The sequence below is a fragment of the Granulibacter bethesdensis genome (assembly GCF_001889545.1).
GTDB classification, from domain to species: Bacteria; Pseudomonadota; Alphaproteobacteria; order Acetobacterales; family Acetobacteraceae; genus Granulibacter; species Granulibacter bethesdensis_B.
The window spans coordinates 1,133,278-1,152,362 of record NZ_CP018194.1; the positions used below are offsets into that span (position 1 = coordinate 1,133,278).

Annotated in this window: 21 protein-coding genes and 1 tRNA gene; 8 read left to right on the top strand and 14 right to left on the bottom strand. The window is 58.1% G+C overall.

All coding sequences use genetic code 11. From position 1 onward, the window contains the following. Nucleotides 1-56: 56 nt before the first annotated feature. Nucleotides 57-659: a superoxide dismutase gene (locus tag GbCGDNIH8_RS05085; protein WP_072572337.1), complete on the bottom strand. Its 603-nt coding sequence runs from the start codon at nucleotides 657-659 to the stop codon at nucleotides 57-59. Nucleotides 660-757: 98 nt separating this feature from the next. On the opposite strand from GbCGDNIH8_RS05085, the gene GbCGDNIH8_RS05090 reads away from it, so the two are divergent. Further along, entirely contained in the window at nucleotides 758-1,579 is an 822-nt protein-coding gene (locus tag GbCGDNIH8_RS05090; RefSeq protein WP_072572338.1) for a squalene/phytoene synthase family protein, read from the top strand. Here the strand turns inward: GbCGDNIH8_RS05090 and GbCGDNIH8_RS05095 are convergent. The 3 genes from GbCGDNIH8_RS05095 to GbCGDNIH8_RS05105 form a co-directional block, all read right to left on the bottom strand. Continuing rightward, nucleotides 1,576-1,983, bottom strand: coding sequence for a carboxymuconolactone decarboxylase family protein (locus tag GbCGDNIH8_RS05095; protein ID WP_072573657.1), 408 nt, complete (start codon nucleotides 1,981-1,983; stop codon nucleotides 1,576-1,578). The two genes, GbCGDNIH8_RS05090 and GbCGDNIH8_RS05095, sit on opposite strands and share 4 nt — an antisense overlap. Before the next feature lie 107 nt (nucleotides 1,984-2,090). Further along, a complete protein-coding gene (gene glnA, locus GbCGDNIH8_RS05100; RefSeq protein WP_072563055.1) occupies nucleotides 2,091-3,521 on the bottom strand; it encodes a type I glutamate--ammonia ligase in 1,431 nt (476 codons plus the stop codon). A 181-nt stretch (nucleotides 3,522-3,702) separates the two neighbouring features. Further along, the gene (locus tag GbCGDNIH8_RS05105) at nucleotides 3,703-4,041 is read right to left on the bottom strand and encodes a P-II family nitrogen regulator (protein ID WP_025286451.1); all 339 of its coding nucleotides are present in this window, start codon (nucleotides 4,039-4,041) and stop codon (nucleotides 3,703-3,705) included. A gap of 331 nt (nucleotides 4,042-4,372) precedes the next feature. Here GbCGDNIH8_RS05105 and GbCGDNIH8_RS05110 point away from each other — a divergent pair, with 331 nt between their 5' ends. The 3 genes from GbCGDNIH8_RS05110 to GbCGDNIH8_RS05120 all read left to right on the top strand — a co-directional run bounded on the left by GbCGDNIH8_RS05110 (nucleotide 4,373) and on the right by GbCGDNIH8_RS05120 (nucleotide 6,675). Next, the gene (locus tag GbCGDNIH8_RS05110; protein ID WP_072572339.1) at nucleotides 4,373-5,533 is read left to right on the top strand and encodes an aminotransferase; all 1,161 of its coding nucleotides are present in this window, start codon (nucleotides 4,373-4,375) and stop codon (nucleotides 5,531-5,533) included. 130 nt (nucleotides 5,534-5,663) lie between these two features. Further along, nucleotides 5,664-5,739, top strand: a tRNA-His gene (locus GbCGDNIH8_RS05115). A gap of 72 nt (nucleotides 5,740-5,811) precedes the next feature. Continuing rightward, nucleotides 5,812-6,675, top strand: a complete 864-nt coding sequence (locus GbCGDNIH8_RS05120) for an NAD(P)-dependent oxidoreductase (RefSeq protein ID WP_253736120.1) — start codon at nucleotides 5,812-5,814, stop codon at nucleotides 6,673-6,675. Here the strand turns inward: GbCGDNIH8_RS05120 and GbCGDNIH8_RS12815 are convergent. The 3 genes from GbCGDNIH8_RS12815 to GbCGDNIH8_RS05135 all read right to left on the bottom strand — a co-directional run bounded on the left by GbCGDNIH8_RS12815 (nucleotide 6,669) and on the right by GbCGDNIH8_RS05135 (nucleotide 9,385). Further along, entirely contained in the window at nucleotides 6,669-6,950 is a 282-nt protein-coding gene (locus GbCGDNIH8_RS12815) for a hypothetical protein (RefSeq protein ID WP_157692549.1), read from the bottom strand. The two genes, GbCGDNIH8_RS05120 and GbCGDNIH8_RS12815, sit on opposite strands and share 7 nt — an antisense overlap. 304 nt (nucleotides 6,951-7,254) lie before the next feature. After that, a complete protein-coding gene (locus GbCGDNIH8_RS05130) occupies nucleotides 7,255-8,439 on the bottom strand; it encodes a M20 aminoacylase family protein (RefSeq protein WP_072572342.1) in 1,185 nt (394 codons plus the stop codon). 28 nt (nucleotides 8,440-8,467) lie between these two features. Continuing rightward, complete coding sequence (locus GbCGDNIH8_RS05135) at nucleotides 8,468-9,385, bottom strand: SDR family oxidoreductase (RefSeq protein ID WP_072572343.1); 918 nt, start codon at nucleotides 9,383-9,385, stop codon at nucleotides 8,468-8,470. Nucleotides 9,386-9,491: 106 nt separating this feature from the next. Here GbCGDNIH8_RS05135 and rplM point away from each other — a divergent pair, with 106 nt between their 5' ends. The 4 genes from rplM to GbCGDNIH8_RS05155 all read left to right on the top strand — a co-directional run bounded on the left by rplM (nucleotide 9,492) and on the right by GbCGDNIH8_RS05155 (nucleotide 12,035). Further along, nucleotides 9,492-9,956 carry a 50S ribosomal protein L13 gene (rplM, locus tag GbCGDNIH8_RS05140; RefSeq protein ID WP_072572344.1) on the top strand — a complete coding sequence of 155 codons (465 nt, stop codon included), beginning with the start codon at nucleotides 9,492-9,494 and terminating at the stop codon, nucleotides 9,954-9,956. A gap of 5 nt (nucleotides 9,957-9,961) precedes the next feature. Beyond that, nucleotides 9,962-10,465, top strand: a complete 504-nt coding sequence (gene rpsI / locus GbCGDNIH8_RS05145) for a 30S ribosomal protein S9 (RefSeq protein WP_072572345.1) — start codon at nucleotides 9,962-9,964, stop codon at nucleotides 10,463-10,465. A gap of 120 nt (nucleotides 10,466-10,585) precedes the next feature. Further along, complete coding sequence (argC, locus tag GbCGDNIH8_RS05150) at nucleotides 10,586-11,497, top strand: N-acetyl-gamma-glutamyl-phosphate reductase (RefSeq protein WP_072573658.1); 912 nt, start codon at nucleotides 10,586-10,588, stop codon at nucleotides 11,495-11,497. Between the two features lie 7 nt (nucleotides 11,498-11,504). Continuing rightward, entirely contained in the window at nucleotides 11,505-12,035 is a 531-nt protein-coding gene (locus tag GbCGDNIH8_RS05155) for a gamma carbonic anhydrase family protein (protein ID WP_072572346.1), read from the top strand. A 13-nt stretch (nucleotides 12,036-12,048) separates the two neighbouring features. On the opposite strand, the gene hisI is transcribed toward GbCGDNIH8_RS05155, so the two are convergent. From hisI to ggt, 7 genes are all read right to left on the bottom strand, one after another. Further along, nucleotides 12,049-12,435 carry a phosphoribosyl-AMP cyclohydrolase gene (hisI, locus tag GbCGDNIH8_RS05160; protein ID WP_072572347.1) on the bottom strand — a complete coding sequence of 129 codons (387 nt, stop codon included), beginning with the start codon at nucleotides 12,433-12,435 and terminating at the stop codon, nucleotides 12,049-12,051. Further along, nucleotides 12,432-13,646, bottom strand: coding sequence for a cystathionine beta-lyase (gene metC, locus GbCGDNIH8_RS05165; protein ID WP_072572348.1), 1,215 nt, complete (start codon nucleotides 13,644-13,646; stop codon nucleotides 12,432-12,434). Before metC ends, hisI begins: the two co-directional genes overlap by 4 nt. Next, nucleotides 13,636-14,490 (bottom strand): sulfurtransferase, encoded by an 855-nt coding sequence (locus GbCGDNIH8_RS05170; protein ID WP_072572349.1) that lies wholly within the window; start codon nucleotides 14,488-14,490, stop codon nucleotides 13,636-13,638. The genes metC and GbCGDNIH8_RS05170 overlap by 11 nt, the downstream gene beginning before the upstream one ends. Then, nucleotides 14,490-15,140 (bottom strand): NUDIX domain-containing protein, encoded by a 651-nt coding sequence (locus GbCGDNIH8_RS05175; protein ID WP_072572350.1) that lies wholly within the window; start codon nucleotides 15,138-15,140, stop codon nucleotides 14,490-14,492. The genes GbCGDNIH8_RS05170 and GbCGDNIH8_RS05175 overlap by 1 nt, the downstream gene beginning before the upstream one ends. Nucleotides 15,141-15,239: 99 nt before the next feature. Further along, the gene (locus tag GbCGDNIH8_RS05180; protein ID WP_072572351.1) at nucleotides 15,240-16,100 is read right to left on the bottom strand and encodes a helix-turn-helix domain-containing protein; all 861 of its coding nucleotides are present in this window, start codon (nucleotides 16,098-16,100) and stop codon (nucleotides 15,240-15,242) included. Nucleotides 16,101-16,307: 207 nt separating this feature from the next. Then, nucleotides 16,308-17,090, bottom strand: coding sequence for a hydroxypyruvate isomerase family protein (locus GbCGDNIH8_RS05185; protein WP_072572352.1), 783 nt, complete (start codon nucleotides 17,088-17,090; stop codon nucleotides 16,308-16,310). Nucleotides 17,091-17,268: 178 nt separating this feature from the next. Further along, nucleotides 17,269-19,074 (bottom strand): gamma-glutamyltransferase, encoded by a 1,806-nt coding sequence (ggt, locus tag GbCGDNIH8_RS05190; protein WP_253736121.1) that lies wholly within the window; start codon nucleotides 19,072-19,074, stop codon nucleotides 17,269-17,271. Nucleotides 19,075-19,085: the final 11 nt, after the last annotated feature.

Here is a 19,085-nt window from a genome sequence, read left to right on the forward strand (position 1 = left end):
CAAAAAGGGCCGGTCGTGAGACCGGCCCTTTTCCGTCTGGCGATGCCTGATCGCGCTCAGCCCAGCTGGGCTTCGGCGAATTCGTAATTGGCCAGCTTGTCCAGATAGTTCTGGACGTAGTCCGGGCGGCGGTTGCGGAAATCGACGTAGTAGCTGTGCTCCCACACATCCAGCGCCAGCAGAACCTTGCCCTCATCGGTGGCGACAGGGTTCACGCCGTTCGGGCTTTTGGTCACTTTCAGCTTGCCGTCGGACCCCAGCACCAGCCAGGCCCAGCCGGAGCCGAACTGGGTGGTGGCGGCGGTCTTGAACTGTTCCTTGAAGGTGTCCACGCTGCCGAAATCCGCGGCGATCTTCTGTTCGAGTCGAGTGGGAATCCGACCACCATTCGGGCTCAGATTCTGCCAGAATACGATATGGTTCCAATGCTGGCCGGCATTGTTGAACACCGGAGCGACATCGGCCCTGTTATAGGTGGCCTTGATGATCTCTTCGAGAGATTTGCCCTGCAACTCCGGGTTTTTCTCGACGAAACCGTTCAGGGCGGTCACATAGGCCTGATGATGCTTGCCATGGTGCAGTTCGAGTGTTTCCTGCGACATGCCGTTGGCCGCGAGGGCATTCAGCGAATAAGGCAGGGAGGGAAGTTCAAAAGCCATGTCCAGAGTCTCCGTTTTGTGTCTCTGATGGTCGAGCCAGAGCTATTGTTGCCGCTTTCCGCCGTCAAGGACACAGGCGACAGAAAGACAGGTCTTTCATGTCCCCGTCACTGAACGAACCCGTTCTGAGCCCTGCTGCCCATATTGTCAGGCGGCATGATCCGGATCGTTTTTTCGCGTCCTTGTTCGCCGCACCGGACAGGCGTGAAAGCCTCATGCTTCTATACGCTTTGAACCATGAACTGGTTCGGGCAAGGGAGGTGGCCAGCACGCCGATTGTCGCGCTGATCCGTCTGCAATGGTGGCGGGAGGTGGTCGAGGGCGCGGAGAAACGCCACGAACTGGCGACTCCGCTGGGGGCAGCGCTGAAGGCGGGGCAACTCGACCGGGAAGGGCTGCTGGCCCTGATCGAGGCGCGGGAAGCCGATACGGAGGACACTTTCCCTGATTCCCTGACGCTATGGCATTACCTGGAGCAGACAGCCGGGCAGGTGGCGGTACTGGCCGGGCAGATCCTGGGGGCAGGCAAGGAGGAACAGGTGCGCCTGCGCCGTCTGGGAGCCATATATGGGCTGGCCGGGGTTGTGCATGGGGTCTGCGCCCATGCCGCGCAGGGACGGGTTCTGGTGCCTGTGGCAGAATTGCAGGCGGTAGGGCTGGAGCCGGAGATATTGACCAGTGCACCGCAGGAGGCAGGTACCCTTGCTGCCGGACCTTTGAGGGCGCTGGCAACAGAAGGGCAGCGGAGATTGCGCCTCTGCCGTGGCCGGGTCGAAAGAGGCTGGATGGCGGCAGCTTTACCCGCAGTGCTGGCCAGACGCGATCTGGGCCGGCCTGTTTTCGGCAGCATCAACCCATTGCAGCGCGGCCTTGGCGACCGTCTGGCGGTGATGATGGCTGCATTGACTGGCAGGATTTAAACCGCAGCAGCTTCTTCATCCAGCCGCGCAAAGACGGCCCGGGCTGTTGCCAGGCCGTTCATGGCGGCTGGAAAGCCTGCATAGACAGCCATTTGCATGATGATTTCGATGATTTCCTGCCGCGTCAGTCCGATATGGAGGCCAGCAGCGATATGAGATTCCAGTTGTGGCAATGCATTGCCCATCGCCGCGAGGGCGGAGATCGTCGCAATCTGGCGTGAACGCAGATCAAGTCCGGGACGGCTGTACACATCTGCAAACGGAAATTCGTAGATCATGCGCGCAAAGTCGGGGGCAAAGGCACCAAGCCCATCGACGGTATCCAGCCCGTGCTGCCCGTGCAGGGTGTGCAGCATGTTTCGCCCGCGCTGATAACGCTGTTCTTGATCGTCCTGATGAGTCATGGTCATCAATTCCTGTGCATCTGAAATGTGGTGCAGCATGAAGCTGTATAATGAAAAAAGGGAGCCTTTTGGCTCCCTTTTCCCGTTCGTTCCAATCGCGCAGGCGATCAGGCGGAGTAGTACATTTCGAACTCGACCGGGTGCGGCGTGTGTTCGAAGCGGTACACTTCCTTCCATTTCAGTTCGATATAGCTCTCGATCTGATCCTTGGAGAACACGTCGCCCTGGAGCAGGAATTCGTGATCGGCTTCCAGAGCCTGCAGCGCTTCACGCAGCGAGCCGCAGACGGTCGGGATGTCTTTCAGTTCTTCCGGCGGCAGATCGTACAGATCCTTGTCCATCGGGTCGCCCGGGTGGATCTTGTTCTTGATGCCGTCCATGCCTGCCATCAGCAGCGCGGAGTAGGCGAGGTAGGGGTTGGCGACCGGATCCGGGAACCGGACTTCGACGCGCTTCGCCTTCGGGCTGGTGGTGTACGGAATACGGCAGGAGGCCGAGCGGTTGCGGGACGAATAGGCCAGCAGCACCGGAGCCTCGAAGCCCGGAATCAGGCGCTTGTAGCTGTTCGTCGACGGGTTGGTGAAGGCATTGCATGCCTTGGCATGCTTGATGATTCCGCCGATGAAGTACAAACACAACTCGGACAGGTCGGCATAACCATTGCCGGCGAAGAGCGGCTTGCCTGCTTTCCACAGCGACAGGTGGGTGTGCATGCCGGAGCCGTTATCGCCATAGATCGGCTTCGGCATGAAGGTTGCCGTCTTGCCGTAGCTATGGGCCGTATTGTGCACGCAGTATTTATAGATCTGCATGTCGTCGGCCATGCGGGTCAGCGTGTTGAACTTGGTGCCAAGCTCATGCTGGGACTGCGCCACTTCGTGGTGGTGCTTTTCGATCACCAGACCCATCTCGCCCATGGCGGACAGCATCTCGGCGCGCAGATCGCTTTCACCATCGACCGGCGGAACCGGGAAATAGCCGCCCTTGACGCCCGGACGGTGGCCCATATTGCCTTCCGGATAGTCCTTCATGCTGGAGCCGGGGCCTTCAACGCTGTCCAGCTGGAAGGTGCCGAAATTGCCGCCGGTGCCGAAGCGCACGCTGTCGAAGATGAAGAATTCGGCTTCCGCACCGATTGAGACCGTGTCGGCCACGCCGGAGGTACGGACATACTGTTCAGCCAGCTTCGCGGTGGCGCGAGGGTCACGGGCGTAGAACTGGCCGGTGCTCGGCTCGATGATGTCGCAGAACAGGATCAGGGACGGTTTGGCGGCGAACGGGTCCATGACGGCCGTTTCCGGGTCCGGCATCAGCACCATGTCGCTTTCATTGATGGCTTTCCAGCCGGCAATGGAGGAGCCGTCGAACATGAAACCGTCGCGGAACGAATCTTCGTTCACGGTGGAGATATGCTGAGCAGTGTGCTGCCACTTGCCGCGGGGATCGGTGAAACGCAGGTCGACATATTCGACCGCGTTTTCCCTGATCATGTCCATCACGCGAGAGACGCTGTCCGGCGTCGAGTCTTTTTCCGACATACTCGCCCTGTTCCTCTGTTAGATTAGGCTTCTGAATTACATGCCCCGGCCATAGGGCCGAACGCATGCTTGAGACAGCCATAACCGGGTTTTGCGGGTTTGACGCGGGCAAACACGTCACAAACCTCTGTAAAACGCCAGGCTATGGTGAAAAATTAACCGGCAGGCAACGTGGCCGGGATCAGACCGCTGCCGCGCCACGCTCACCGGTTCTGATCCGGATGACATCCTCAACAGGGGTCACGAAAATCTTGCCATCGCCGATACGGCCGGTGCGGGCAGCATTGACGATTGCCTCCACCGCGCGTTCAACCTGATCATCTTCGCAGACCACCTCGATTTTCACCTTTGGCAGGAAATCGACGACGTATTCAGCGCCGCGATACAGCTCGGTATGGCCTTTCTGCCGCCCGAAGCCTTTCGCTTCCATTACCGTGATACCCTGCAGGCCGACTTCATGAAGGGCTTCCTTCACTTCGTCCAGCTTGAAAGGTTTGATAACGGCTTCGATTTTTTTCATTCGCGTTTCCACACGGCTTCGTGCCGACCCACTTCCGGCCGGCCTTATTCTACCACATTTATCCGCCTTGCCGAAATCGGAAGGCATGCTTCGGGAAACAGATTTGCATGCATCATGCCAACCGGCAACTCGGCACGATTTTGGCGTGATATATCGAGATGCTTTATTATTGTGCAGTCTATGACGCCTGATCATTGGGCGGTAGCTGCCTGTTTGCAAGGCATATGATGGTCTCTGACGATATGTGACCTGTCTCTTTACCAGTCAGTTGCGGGTGATTGCCGACCATTCGCCTGCCGCGCATAGTCTGCGCACAGACAGGAGCCGTGCCGTGAAGCCATTGAATGCCTTGATGTCCTCCCTTGAAACCACTGTATTCACCGTTATGTCGGCACTGGCGGCCAGGCATAATGCAGTCAATCTCGGGCAGGGCTTTCCCGATACGGAAGGGCCGGATTTTATCGTCCGTGCTGCGGCAGAGGCATTGCTGGACGGACGCAATCAGTATGCGCCCATGCCTGGCGTGCCTGAATTGAGGCATGCTGTTGCTGCATCGGAGTCGCGACATTACGGCATCACCGTTGATCCCGATTCGGAGGTGCTGGTGACGGCGGGCGCCAGCGAGGCTCTGGCTGTCAGCCTGATGGCGCTGCTCGATCAGGGAGATGAGATCATCCTGTTCGAGCCGCTGTTCGATACATATCTGCCGATCATTCGCATGATTGGCGCGGTCCCCCGCATCGTCAGGCTGGAGGCCCCGGACTGGTCACTGCCGGAGCAGGCGTTGCGGGAGGCATTCGGTCCTAAAACCAAGGCGATCCTGCTGAATACGCCGATGAATCCGTGCGGCAAGGTTTTCGGGCCCGATGAGTTGGCACTGATTGCGGAACTCGTGGAGGCTCATGATGCCTATGCGATCTGTGACGAGGTGTATGAGCATCTGGTGTATGCGCCATCGCGTCATATTCCCTTGCGCACCCTGCCGGGCATGTCCGACCGCTGCCTTCGCATCGGCAGTGCTGGCAAGACCTTCAGCCTGACCGGCTGGAGGGTTGGTTATGTGACCGGGCCGAAATCGCTGGTGTCGGTCGTGATGCGGGTGCACCAGAATCTGGTATTCGCGATCGCCCCCAATCTTCAGCGTGCCGTGGCAGTGGGGCTGAATGCGCCTGACAGCTATTTTGCCGAACTGTCAGACAGTCTGAGACAGAAGCGGGACCGGCTGCATGCTGGTCTGACCGCAATCGGATTTGACGTCATGCCCATACAGGGCAGCTATTTCCTGATCGCCGATTATCGTGGTCTGGGATTTGAGGCCGATGACATGGCATTCTGCCGTTTGCTCGTGGAAAAGGCTGGGGTCGCCGCGATCCCTGTTGCGGCTTTCTATGACAGGGATGCTCCCCAGGGATTTGTGCGTTTCGCTTTTTGCAAGCGGAATGAGGTGCTGGATGAGGGAATTGCCCGGATGCGCGCCTTTTTCAGTCGCTGAAGCCGGGCATTCCGGACATAAATCGATCCTCTTATGCGCAGGGGGCGTTGACGCGGGCGGTGTGATCAGTCAAATACGCCCCGCCCCATCCGGTTGTGGTTATAAACCGGGCGGTCAGCACTGGGTCATGGCGGGTGTAGCTCAGATGGTAGAGCGCCAGGTTGTGGTCTTGGATGTCGCGGGTTCGAGTCCCGTCGCTCGCCCCAGTGCCCTTTCATGCTGCATCAGCGGCATAATCCCTGCAATGTCATCATTGATGGATGCGTGAGGCCTTACCGATGCGTATCGCTGTGCTGGGCACCGGGATCATGGGGCGGTGGATGGCGGGCCGGCTTGCTGATGCCGGGCATGAAGTAACAGTCTGGAATCGTAATCCTGTCCGAGCCGCTGAACTCGGGCTGCCCGTGGCGGCATCAGCCCCTGATGCGGCACGTGGGGCCGATGTCGCGTTGCTGATGGTGTCTGACGGTCCTGCCTGCGATGCGGTGCTGGAGACCGGGTTTGCCGATAGTATGGCGCAGAATGGCATCGTGCTGGTGATGAGCTCCATTGAGCCATGGCGCGCCCGCGCCCAGGCAAAGAAAGTATCGCCCCGGTTTTACGTTGATGCACCTGTTTCCGGCGGAGAGGGCGGTGCGCGGAATGGTACCCTCGCGATCATGGCGGGGGGAGAGGAGGCGGTGCTGAACCGTCTGGCTCCGGTTTTTGCCGTGCTGGGTCGTATGACCAGAATCGGCGATATCGGTGCCGGTCAGCTTGCGAAACTGGCCAACCAGTTGATCGTCGGTGTGACGATCGGTGCGGTGTCGGAGGCCTTCGTGCTGGCCGAAGCAGGTGGCGCTTCCGCCGCACGGTTCAGGGAGGCTGTAGCGGGCGGTTTTGCCGATAGCCGTATCCTGCGCGAGCACGGGCAACGCATGCTGGATGAGAATTTTGTTCCGGGTGGAAGATCCGTGATCCAGCTCAAGGATCTGCGCATGATTCTGGAAGAGGCGAAAACGCTCGGGCTGTCACTGCCGATGACGGAAGCGGTGGCCGCTCTCTATCGTGCTCTTTGCGAAGCGGGGGATGGGGATCTGGACCATGCGGGGCTGATCCGGCAGATACGGCGCGGCAGTGCATTGCCAGGAACCATTCAGTAGCGACGCCATGCGGCAGGTAAATGCTGCTCCGCCTGTGCATCCGGTTGGGATGCATCCAGATCACGCAGACATTGCCGCACGATCGGTGCGCAATACGCATCCGGTGCTCCGCGGGCATCTTTCTCACCACTGTAGTGAATTTGTGTCACCCGGTCATGATCCAGCCGGAAGGTCGCATGGCAGTATCCACCGCCAGAGACGCTCATGCCACCCCCGATAATCGGCAGCGTGATATTGATGCCGCCACTGCCGGTAGAGTTGGCATAGTATGTCAAAATCGTGGTGTCGCCTGCGGTATTTTTTTGATCCGGTACACCGAGACAGGTCTGCAAATCGACCGCTGACAGACCGACAAATCTTGTTCTGGCCCGTTGTGCGGTGTGGGAATCAGACAGGGAGCACCCGCCTGACAACACTAAAAGGGCCAGACAGAAAGCCCGATAAGGGACGCTCAGCATTGATAAGATCAAAACTTCTATCAGCTCGTTGATGACAGACGGCTATGATCGAAGCCGCCTGTTACCAGACGCATCAGGCGACCGAGCGTTGCGCATCATTCCGCATCCGTGGCAGTGCCGCTCAGGGTGAATGAGGAGGCTGGTTGGACAGCGGCAGTTCCTGCTCCACCAGCGTTACCCAGTAGGATGCCCCCAGCGGCAGGATCGCATCGTTGAAATCATAGGCGGGGTGATGCAGACCGGGATCGGTCGCGGTCTTTCCACTGCCCAGCATGATGTAGCTGCCGGGTTTGACGTTCAACATGAAGGAGAAATCCTCTCCCCCCATGGAGGGAGCAGGCAGTGTCTCGGTCGGGGCAACGGCACTGGCGGCTTTCCAGGCGCGCTCTGTTGCATCAGCATCGTTGATGGTCGCCGGATAGAGCACGTCGAAGGTAAAGGAGACCTGCGCACCGAAGGCTGAGGCGATACCGTTCACAATGCCGCGTGCCGCGGCTTCCATCGCCTGGCCCAGTCCCGGCGTGAACCAGCGGGCAGTGCCTTTTAACTCCACACGTTCCGGGATGACGTTATAGGCGTTGCCGCCTGCGATCTGGGTGATCGACAGCACGGCCTTGTCGGTCGGATCGACGATCCGGGAGACGACGGATTGCAGCCCCGTCACGATATGGGCGGCCACAACCACCGAATCTATGCCACGCTGGGGCTGAGCGCCATGCGCGCCTTTACCGGTGACGATGATGTCGATATTGGCGACCGCTGCCATGACCGGACCGGGGGCCATCTGGAATACACCTTCCGGAGAACTCGGCCAGTTATGCAGGCCGTAGATACGCTCCATGGGGAAGCGGTCGAACAGCCCTTCCTCGACCATGATGCGGCCGCCGCCGATCTGTTCCTCGGCAGGCTGGAAAATCAGATAGGCCGTCCCTGCAAAATTCCTTGTCGCGGCCAGATCACGTGCGGCCCCCAGCAGCATGGTGGTGTGGCCGTCATGACCGCAGGCATGCATCACACCGGGATTGGCAGAGGCATAGGGTTTGCCGCTTTCTTCCATGATGGGCAGAGCATCCATATCGGCGCGCAGGCCGATGGTCCCGCCCGCCGCACGACCATGGATCACGGCGACAACCCCGGTTTCGGCGATCCCGGTGATGATCTCGTCCACGCCGAATTCCCGCAGCTTCTGCTGCACGAAGGCGCTGGTTGCGGTTTCTTCCAGCGACAGCTCCGGATGACGGTGGAGATGATGCCGCCACTGCGTCATCTCATCCTGAAAAGCGGCGATACGGTCTTTGATCGGCATGGGTGTCTCTCCGTGGCCGGGCGGTGGATCAGGCTTGAGCCGGGCTGAAGCTGCGCGTCAACCCATCTTTCAGGCTGATCGGCTCGATCCCCAGAATGTGGCGCATCGGTGTGATATCGAAAGCGCGATTTTCGGTCAGACGCTGAATTTCTCCTTCCAGCTTGCTCATGAAAGGGCGGCGGGCGAGGGCTGGAATGCGCTGCCCCAGCGCAAGCCCATGCAGCATCAGCGATGCAGGCAGCGGCAGGATCAGGGGAGCGCGCACTCCGGATATCCGGGCGATAATGCGGATACAGTCCGCGTAGGAGACCGGCTCCGGCCCCGCAATGACGAGTGTGGAGGCATCGTTCCATGGGCGCGACAGGGCAGCGATCAGGCAGCGTGTGACGTCATCCTGATGAATCGGCTGGATCAGGGCGCGCCCGCCATCCGGTATCGGCAGAACGTGGGTTTTGCGGATCAGCCTGGCAAGGCGACGCAGCGTCTGTTCCTCCGGATCGCCATAGATCATGGTGGGATGCAGCATGACGCCGTGCCGCCCGGAGCTGAGAAAAGCCTGCTCCCCCGCAAGTACCCCCTCGCTATGTGGGTCTGTGAAGGCAGAGAATTTCCTTGTGCTGCCCATCAGGATCAGGCTGGCCTGTTCAGGGGCTGCTTCGATGATGGTGGCGCTATGGCTGGCATGGCTGGTAGCGACGATCGCGCTGACACCATCCAGTGCATGGCGAAGCTGATCCGGCCGGGTGACGTCAGCGCCTCTGACCTGCGCGTCATTTTCTGCATGGACGGGTTGCGTGATACCGCAGGCACGCCATTTATCGGGGTTCCGCACGACCGGACGGAATGGGATACCGGCTTCTGACAAAGCGCGGCAAAGCGCCAGACCGGTGCGACCGGTGGCGCCGATCACGGCCACCAGACCGGGGTTCAGGGTGTGTGGTATCATAATACCACACAAAGGAATGCTTGACCTTCGGGGGATTGCAGGCCATAAGCCGCCACCCGAACGCATGCGGTTTTGTCCGCCACTGCCATTCTCGAGGACATCCTAGATGAAGACCACCCTCTCGCTGAAACCCGCGGAGGTGAACAAAGACTGGGTATTGATCGACGCGGAAGGGCTGGTGCTCGGCCGTCTTGCCGTCATCATCGCCAACCGTCTGCGTGGCAAGCACAAGCCGCAGTTCACCCCCCATGTCGATTGCGGCGACAACGTTGTCGTGATCAACGCTGACAAGATCCGCGTGACCGGCAATAAAGCCGATCAGTCGGTCTTTTACTACCACACCGGCTATGCCGGTGGCATCAAGGGCCGCACCATCCGCCAGCGCCTTGAAGGCAAGCATCCCGAATCCGTGGTCGAAAAGGCCGTGGAGCGCATGATTACGCGCGGTCCGTTGCAGCGCCAGCAGATGAAGCATCTGTACGTGTATGCCGGTGCATCCCACCCGCATGACGGCCAGCAGCCGAAGGCGCTGGATGTCGGCGCGCTCAACAGCAAGAACCGGAGGGTCTGACCTCTATGTCCGATACACAGACCCGTACCCTGGCCGATCTGAAGGATCTCGCGGTCGCACAGGGTTCAACCGTTGCTGGTGGTGAAGCCCCCGCCGCTTCCCGTGAGCCGAAGCGCGATGCGCAGGGCCGTTCCTACGGCACTGGTCGCCGCAAGGATGCCGTTGCCCGCGTGTGGGTGAAGCCCGGCAAGGGCGACATTCAGGTCAATGGCAAGAAGGTCGGCACCTATTTTGCGCGCCCTGTGCTGCGCATGCTGATCACCCAGCCTTTCCTGGTCACCGATCGCTACAACCAGTTCGACGTGTATTGCACGGTGACTGGCGGCGGTCTGTCCGGTCAGGCCGGTGCGGTTCGTCATGGCATCAGCCGCGCTCTGGTCAATTATGAGCCGGAGCTGCGCAGCATTCTCAAGGTTGCTGGCTTCCTGACCCGCGACCCGCGCGTCGTTGAACGCAAGAAATACGGTAAGGCCAAGGCCCGCCGTAGCTTCCAGTTCAGCAAGCGCTGAGTTCCACTGGTTGGTGGAAAAAAGGCCGGGCAGCAATGTCCGGCCTTTTCTTTATCTTGCCTCTTTTCTTTGCGGGGCGGGTGCCTATCCTGCGGCGGCGGATGGAAGGGCATGATCGAGATGACGCACAGCATTTTTATCGACGGCGAAAGCGGCACCACTGGCCTTGGTATCCGCGAAAGGCTGGGCGATCTGCCCGGTGCTTCCCTGCGCAGTCTGCCCGCAGAGCATCGTAAGGATCCGGAGGCCAAGCGCGCTATTCTGGCTGAAGTCGATCTTGCCATCCTGTGCCTGCCTGATGAAGCGGCGAAGGAAACGGTTGCGCTGGCTGATTCTCTTGGAGAAAACGCACCGAAACTGCTGGATGCCAGCACGGCCCATCGTGTGGCGGAGGGCTGGGTATACGGTTTTGCCGAGCTGCATGCGGATCAGGCGGCGCAGATTCGCAGCGCCGGGAAAGTCGCCAATGTCGGCTGTTACGCAGTCGGCAGCATTTCCCTGCTGCGTCCTCTGGTCAATGCCGGACTGATTGCGCCGGATCAGCCGCTCAGCATCAACGCGATCAGTGGCTATAGCGGCGGCGGCAAAAACATGATTGAGGCGCATGAGAAGGAAGGCGGTCCCGCTTTCGAGCTTTATGCGCTGGGGCTGGAGCATAAGCATCTGCCGGAGATCATGGCTTATGCAGGGCTGACACGGCGACCGATTTTCGTGCCGTCTGTCGGGCATTTTCCGCAGGGCATGCTGGTTTCCGTGCCGCTCCATCTTGATGATCTGCCGGGACGGCCCTCCGCGAGTGATCTTGAAGCCGCCTTGCGTACCCATTACAGCGCGGCGAGGCAGGTTCGGGTGCTGGACACTGTATCAACCCTGCGCGCAGAAGATTCCTCCGGCTCGGATCATCTGGAGCTGCGGGTTTTCGGCAATGAAAACAGGCGTCAGGCCGTGCTGGTGGCCAAGCTGGATAATCTGGGCAAAGGTGCCTCCGGTTCGGCGATCCAGAATGCACGCCTGATGCTGGGGCTGGAGTAGGTATCGCGTGATTATCGCGTTTGAAGGCAAAACACCGATCATTCATCCCTCCGCCTGGATTGCGCCGGGGGCTGTGATCATTGGCGATGTTGAGATCGGGCCGGACAGCTCCGTCTGGTATGGCTGTGTCCTGCGCGGCGACACGAACCGGATCAGGATTGGTGCGCGCACCAATATTCAGGATGGCACCATCGTTCATGTGAACCATGTCTGCTATCCCACTCTGATTGGCGATGACGTTACCATTGGCCATGCCGCCATCGTGCATGCCTGTGAACTGCATGATGGCAGCTTCGTCGGCATGGGGGCCACGGTGATGGACGGAGCCGTGCTGGGTCGTGGCAGCGTGCTGGGCGCACGGGCCATGCTGACGCCGGGCAAGGTCACTGGGGAGGAAGAGCTGTGGATTGGTTCCCCCGCGAAACTCCAGCGCTGCCTCAGCGAGCAGGACAAGGCCATGTTCGCCGATACTGTGCCGCATTACCTCGACCTGTCGAGGCGTCACGCCAGAACCGCGAAACGCCTCGACGAGGAATAAGAGCGGTCTTCTGTCAGCTTCTGTAAAGTGTGCGAGGATCGATCAGTGGTTCTGTCAGGGTGGTGACGGCGCCATCCTTGTCGGCAGCCCGGTAGAAACAGCTCCGGCGTCCGGTATGGCAGGCAACACCGGGCTGATCGACCAGCACCAGCAGGGCATCACCGTCACAATCGACCCGTAACTCGATCAGCGTCTGCACTTGTCCCGAGGTCTCGCCTTTGCGCCACAGCCCGTTTCGGCTGCGGCTGAAATAGCAGACCCTCCCGGTGGCCAGCGTTTCCTCCACGGCCTCCCGGTTCATCCAGGCCAGCATCAGCACCTCGCCAGTGTCATGCTGCTGGGCAATGGCAGTGACAAGGCCCTGATCATTGAAGCGGATAATATCGAACACGTTGCTCATCGCTGCATGGCTTCCAGAGCCTGTAGCAGGTCGGCGATCAGATCCTGAGGGTCTTCCAGACCGATATGGATACGCACGGTCGGCCCTTCGAGCTTGATGCCATGGCTGCGGTGGATCGTACCATAAGTCGGCATGATCAGGCTTTCATAGCCACCCCAGGAGGCACCCAAACCGAAAATCGAGAGAGAATCGATGAAACGATCGCTCTGCTCTGTCGTGAAAGAACTCTTGAACTCCACACCGAACAGGCTGGGTGCACCGGTGAAATCCCGCTTCCACATCTCATAACCGGGATCGCCCGGCAGGGCAGGGTAGAGTACGCGCTGAATCTCGGGCCGTTCGCTCAGGAAGGTAGCGATATGCAGTGCGCTCTGCATCTGGTGGTTCATCCGTACCGCCATGGTGCGCAGGCCGCGCAGGGCCAGCCAGCAATCGTCGGGGCTTGCATATTGTCCCAGCAGGCCGGCTGTGCTGCGCACCCGGCGCCAATGAGCTTCGTCATTGACGGTGATGGAGCCGAGCAGAAGATCGCTGTGCCCACCGACATATTTCGTCAGCGCCTGAAGCGAGAGATCAATTCCGTGCCGGAATGGCTGAAAGTGACGAATGCCCCAGGTATTATCGAGCATTGTCACCGCCCCGTGCTCATGCGCCAGGGCGCAAAGCGCTGCGACATCCTGCACCTCGAACGTATGGCTGCCGGGGCTTTCCAGAAACAGCACTTTGGTTTCCGGCCTGAACAGGGGCGCAAGTTCATGCGCAGTCGCTGTAGCGGTGTAGAAAGTTGTTTCTATCCCGAACTGTTTGAGCAGACCTTCGCAGAAATCGCGTGTCGGGCCATAAACCATATCCGGAACCAGCAGGTGATCGCCTGCGCTCAGATAACCGAGTAAAGGTACCGTACACGCTGCCAGACCGGAGGATACGATCTGGCAATGCGTGCCGCCTTCTATTTCGGCGATGGCATTTTCCAGCGCAAAATGGGTTTCCGATCCATTCAGCCCGTAGGTCAGGGCTTGTTCCAGCCAGCGCTTTCCCTCACGACGTCGGGTCGCTGTATCTGGTTGCAGCACGGTCGATCCGCGGATGAGGGGCGGGTTCACGACACCGGTGTATTTTTCCACCGGTCGGCCAGCCCGCACCAGTCTGGTATCGGGATGTTCATTAGGCGCATCAGATGGGGTGCGCGGTCCCGGACGATTATACTGCATCACGCTGCTTCTGAGTATCGGGGCGGCTGCCCCATTCCGACCATGAGCCGTCATAAATGGCGGCCGCCTCCAGGCCTGCCACCGCCATAGCAAAGCTGAGCAGGGAGGCGGAAACGCCGCTTCCGCAACTTGCAATCACTGGTTTGCTGCCATCAATACCGGCAGCAGCAAAACGCTGACGCAAAGTCTCGGGCGGCAACAGGGTGCCATCGGCTGCCAGAACCTGATTGAAAGGAAGATTGAGACTGCCGGGAATCCGGCCGGATTCAACGCCGGGACGCGGTTCCGCCGCAGTGCCGGCAAAACGCTCCGCGCTGCGGGCATCCAATACCAGTTCTGCCCGGGATATCAGATTATCCTTGATGTCGCCGATGCCCCGTACGTATTTCGGGCGCCAGTCGGTCAACAAGGCAGATGGAGCGGGTGAGGGGGCAATCTCGCCACTTTCGGTCGGGCCGCCGGCCCGAACCCACGCATCAAGCCCCCCATCCAGTACGGCAGCTTCCAGACCAAACAGCCGGAACAGCCACCAGCCGCGGGCAGCCCACATCATGCTGTTCTGATCATAGAAAACGACCCTGCTGTTGTTGGACACGCCAAGCGCACCAAGCTGGGCCGCGAACTGGCCGGGTGGGGGAACCATATGCGGCAGATCGGTCTGCTGATCGGCTATGGCATCAATATCGAAATAAACAGCCCCGGGAATATGGCTGCGCACGTAGTCATCATGACCGTTGCGGCCCTGATTGGGTAAAAATTTCGTTGCGTCGAAAATGATCAGATCAGCCGCACCCATTGACTCTCGCAGCCACGCAGCGTCGACCAAAACAGGCAGTGTCGCCATTACTCGTCCCTTCCGAGCCAGTCGCGTTTAATCCGGTCACGTTGTGCTGCCAGCCAGAGCAGGGCAACCGTTGTTACCACATTGCTGAACTGACCGGCGATGGCGGCCTCGATCGCCTGCCGGGCAGGAACGACGCGGATTCGGATATCCTCGTTTTCAGCTCTCAGACCTCCTGTCCCCGCATAGTCCCCGTGATAGAGCGCAGGAGAATTGGCTTCACCGATATACAGTGACAGTGTTTCATCTGATCCGCCCGGTGTCAGAAGATAATTTCCGGCATGAATCAGCCTTTTCAGGGTGAGGCCGGTCTCCTCCAGACATTCACGATGGGCTGTTTCCGCCGGATCCTCGCCGGAATCGCGCATGCCGGCAGGAATTTCGGTCATGACCGGCTCAAGACCGGCGGCCAGGGCGGCAATCCGTATCTGTTCGATCAAAATGACGGTATCGCTTGCCGGATCATATGGCAGAACTGCGGATGCCTTGCCACGTCGCCAGATTTCCCAGCGCTGCAGGCCGGACCATGCACCATCGAAGCGTCGGTTGCGGAATGAGATCAGTTCCACAGCATAGCGCCCTTTCCAGGCGATATGGCGGGACTTAATCTTTATATCCGCATGCGAGGGCAGGGGAAGAAAATCGTCTGACATGCGTTTCCTGACCAGAGAATCGCCTGAACGGCAATGGTGATTCTCTCGTCATAGCGGATGGACTATTTCCACATACAGCTTTCGCATGATGAACTCTGCTCAGGATGACCGCAGCATGCCGCGAAGGATTTTGGCTCCCTCATGACCCTTGATTGAGCTTTTCCAGCACATTTCGGCCATTTTCTGATGGGACGTTACAATCTCCTCGGCAGAAGAGATGATCGCTACGCCTTGCTGAAGATCGGGTGCGCCATCGGTGTGAAACGGATTGAGGACAAGCTGTATTGTTGAATGAGACCGTGCGATCACCATGCGGCTGTTGATTTCCCCCGGTGACAGCAGTCCGAACTGCAGCCCCATTGGCTCCGTTTCCAGCAGGTTGGCTATGTGCTCAACCTCCCGTCTTGCCACGGCAAGGCCGGCTGCTTTCAGTTCTTCCGATAGATCCGGGCCGCCAATACCCTGTTGCAGCATAACGGAAATGGCAGCTGGGGATAACATCGCAATGAGGTTGGGTCGTCGTGCTGCGTAGGAGGCACGCCTTTCTTTCAGAGTCGTTACAAGCTGCTCGACGTAAAGGCGGTCTGCTTTCGATCGCCCGGCATGGCGCGACAGAATGGATTCGATGAGAAACGCTTCTGTTTCATCCAGCATTGTCAGATGGCACAAGGCATCTCCGACAAACTGAAGCTGGGCAGCATTTTCCTCAATCTGGCGGGCACGTTCGAAATATCCGACAGGACGGCTCTGATACTCAATGCTGACACCCAGCAAGGACAGAGGGGAAACCTGCAGAAGTTCAGCCAGTCTCTGCACGGTATCCAGTTTGATGACCTCGCCTTTTTCATAGCGGTACAGGGCGGCCCTTGAGACACCAAGCCGTGCTGCTATCTCCTCTGCGCGTAATCCAGACTCCAGGCGATAGGCACGCAGGCGCTGACCAATTTCCGCGAAACGCATAATCAATGTCGGGTGTCCTGCCACGCTTTGAAAGAATAAGGATATAAAGAGCTAAATAGGGCAGCCGTAAAGATTTTAAAAGTATATCAAAATACGATATGAAAAAAGAGATTTAAAAACCAAAATGGTACAAAAAATAAGATAAAATACTTATTTGTTTAAGTGTCTCTACAAAGAATACACTTCTTAAAAACCTACCTTTGAAGCTTAAACTTTATAATTATCCCGCCATATAAGACCATTTATTGTAGATTTTAATGGATTATATTCACAACTAATCCAGCCGTGATAATTTTCATTTCTGATGATAGAGAATATCTCTTTCCATAAGATATTTCCGGTTCCAGGTTCATGGCGGCCGGGACTATCAGCGATCTGGATATGCCGTGTTTGTGGAAGCCATTTTTGCAGTGATTGTTCCAGCATATTTTCTTCTGTTAAAGATAAATGATATAGATCAAGCTGAAGACCAATATTAGGCATTTTAGTTAATGAAATTATTTTTGAAGCCTGTTCTGCTGTTTTTAGATAGTAGTGGTTAATAGTTTGCAGGCTGATAGGTTCGATTGTTATCGTTATGTTTGCCTCACCCGCAAGGCGGGCAGCCCATATCAGGTTTGAGACATAGCACTGTTCCATAGCGGGCGTGTCGTGACCGGTTTCAGACAAGCCCGCCATGCAATGAATAAATGAACAGTTCAGCGTTCTGGCATAGTGCAGAGCCTGCAAAAAACCTGCCCTGAACTCATCCTGTCTATCAGGAAGAGCAGCAAGACCCCTTTCACCCTTATCCCAGTTTCCTGCCGGGGCGTTAATAAGCACCATCTTCAACCCGGTTTTTTTCAATACGGAGTCGATATGATCTGCGGGTACAGCGTAAGGAAAAAGACATTCCACGGCCGAAAAATTGGCTGAAGCCGCCTGCTGAAAGCGCTCCAGAAAATCAAATTCAGTAAACAGAAAAGAAAGATTGGCGCAGAGAGACAGCATGTCAGTAACACCGTACCAGCATTTTGATATGGATCATCAACGAATTTTTCTTTGAATCCAAATCAAATTATCAAATTCAGATGATATGGTCAGTGGTCAAGCATCTGTGACAGACCGATGTTATCTCGGTTTGGCCAGAAGACTGATTTCTATAACTATATGTGAGTCGGCTGCCGTATTATTCTCCGGCCGGAATACCATCTCGCCGAGGATCGGCTGCTCCTGTAAGGCGCCCGTCTGTTTTTTTGACAATCATGGAGAGACCTGAATTGAGCCTCATGATCGCAGGATGATGGCCATACTGGAGCAGGCGATCAGCCAGTAAGGCAGCTTCAGTTCCTGATTCCAGATCGGCTTTAAGGCCTGTGGTGCCGATATGTGGTGCCGATACGGCCTGGGCAGGAGACAGGTTCCAGCGCATGGACAGCAGCATGGCCTGACTGACATAGCTGATAATGTGGCCGCCTCCGGGCGATCCGGCAATCATGTCGAGCTTTCCATTCTGATCCAGTACAATGATCGGAGCCATGCTGCTGCGTGGTCTTTTGCCTGGCTGAATCCGGTTGGCAACAGCCTTGCCTGCCTCTTCAGCTACAAAGGCGAAATCGGTCAGCTCATCGTTCAGAATAAATCCGTCGACCAGGAGCTTGGAGCCAAATACGTCCTGCACTGTGGTCGTCATGGACACTGCATTGCCCTGCGAATCCACGATGCTGATATGACTGGTGCCATGCTCCGGTTTGGGTGGTTGTGCACCCCGCACAGGGGGCAGGTCGGGCATGGACCAGGATGGGTTGCCGGCTTCTACTGTGGAAGCGGCATGGCGGGGATGAATCATCCTGGCTCTTTGTCGGAGATAGGCCGGGTCGAGCAGACCGCGCAGCGGTATCCGCACGAAATCCGGATCAGCCAGAAACAGGTTGCGATCAGCAAAGGCCAGTTGTTCGGCCTGAATGATCAGATCGGCTGCTTCGGCGCTGTCAGGGCGCAGATGCCGCAGATCAAACCCCTCCAGCATGGAGAGTATCTGCAGGACGGCGACACCCCCTGAGGAAGGTGGTCCCATGCTGCACACTGTCCGCATTTTGACAGTCATGCACAGGGCCGGGCGCTGACGGGGTTGATAGGAGGCCAGATCATCCATCGTCATGGTCCCGGCGGCCGGGCTTTGCCGGATCGCTGCCACAATGTCGGTGGCGATCTGACCGGTCAGCAAAGCATCTGCCCCTTTGGCGGCAATGCTCCGCATCGTTTCTGCAAGAGCGGGGTTTTTTAACATGTATCCCGGCTCAGGCACTGTGCCATTTGGCAGGAAATAGGTTCTTGCGGCCTCCTGCACCATCAAGCTGTTCTGTTCTTCCCGGATTTCCCGACTCATCAGGGCAGAAACCGGAAAACCGCTCTCCGCCTGGGCGATGGTGCTGGTAAACAGGTCTTTCCAGGGCAGATGCCCATGCAGCCTGTGCACGGCTTCGAGCATTCTCAGCGCACCGGGCACCCCGACGGCGCGTCCTCCGATTCCGGCGCTGTTAAGCGGGAGCGGTCTGCCGGTCGCATCCTGAAAAATGGTGGAGGGGATAGCGGCGGGTGCGGTCTCCCGTCCGTCCCAACTGGTAACCTGCCGGGTCGCTGCATCATAGTACAGTAGAAAGGCGCCTCCACCCAGACCGGAGGACTGAGGCTCCACCAGTGACAGCATCGCCTGTGCGGTAACAGCGGCATCAATGGCATTGCCACCTGCTTTCAGCACATCCAGTGCTGCGCGGCTGGCGAACGGGTTGGCTGTCACCACCATCATATGGGCGGCGGTCACATCCCGGGCCAGCGGCGGAAACGGATGAGAAGTGGAGGGCTGATGTGCGGGCGTTTCAGCGGCGAGGGAAAAAGGCATTATGACAGTCGCGCATAACGCGAGCCGTGCCAGGCTTTGTCTTGTGAACAGCAGCCTGTGCCATGCCTGCCGCCGTTCCCGTGTGACTGTCATGATTGAGTACT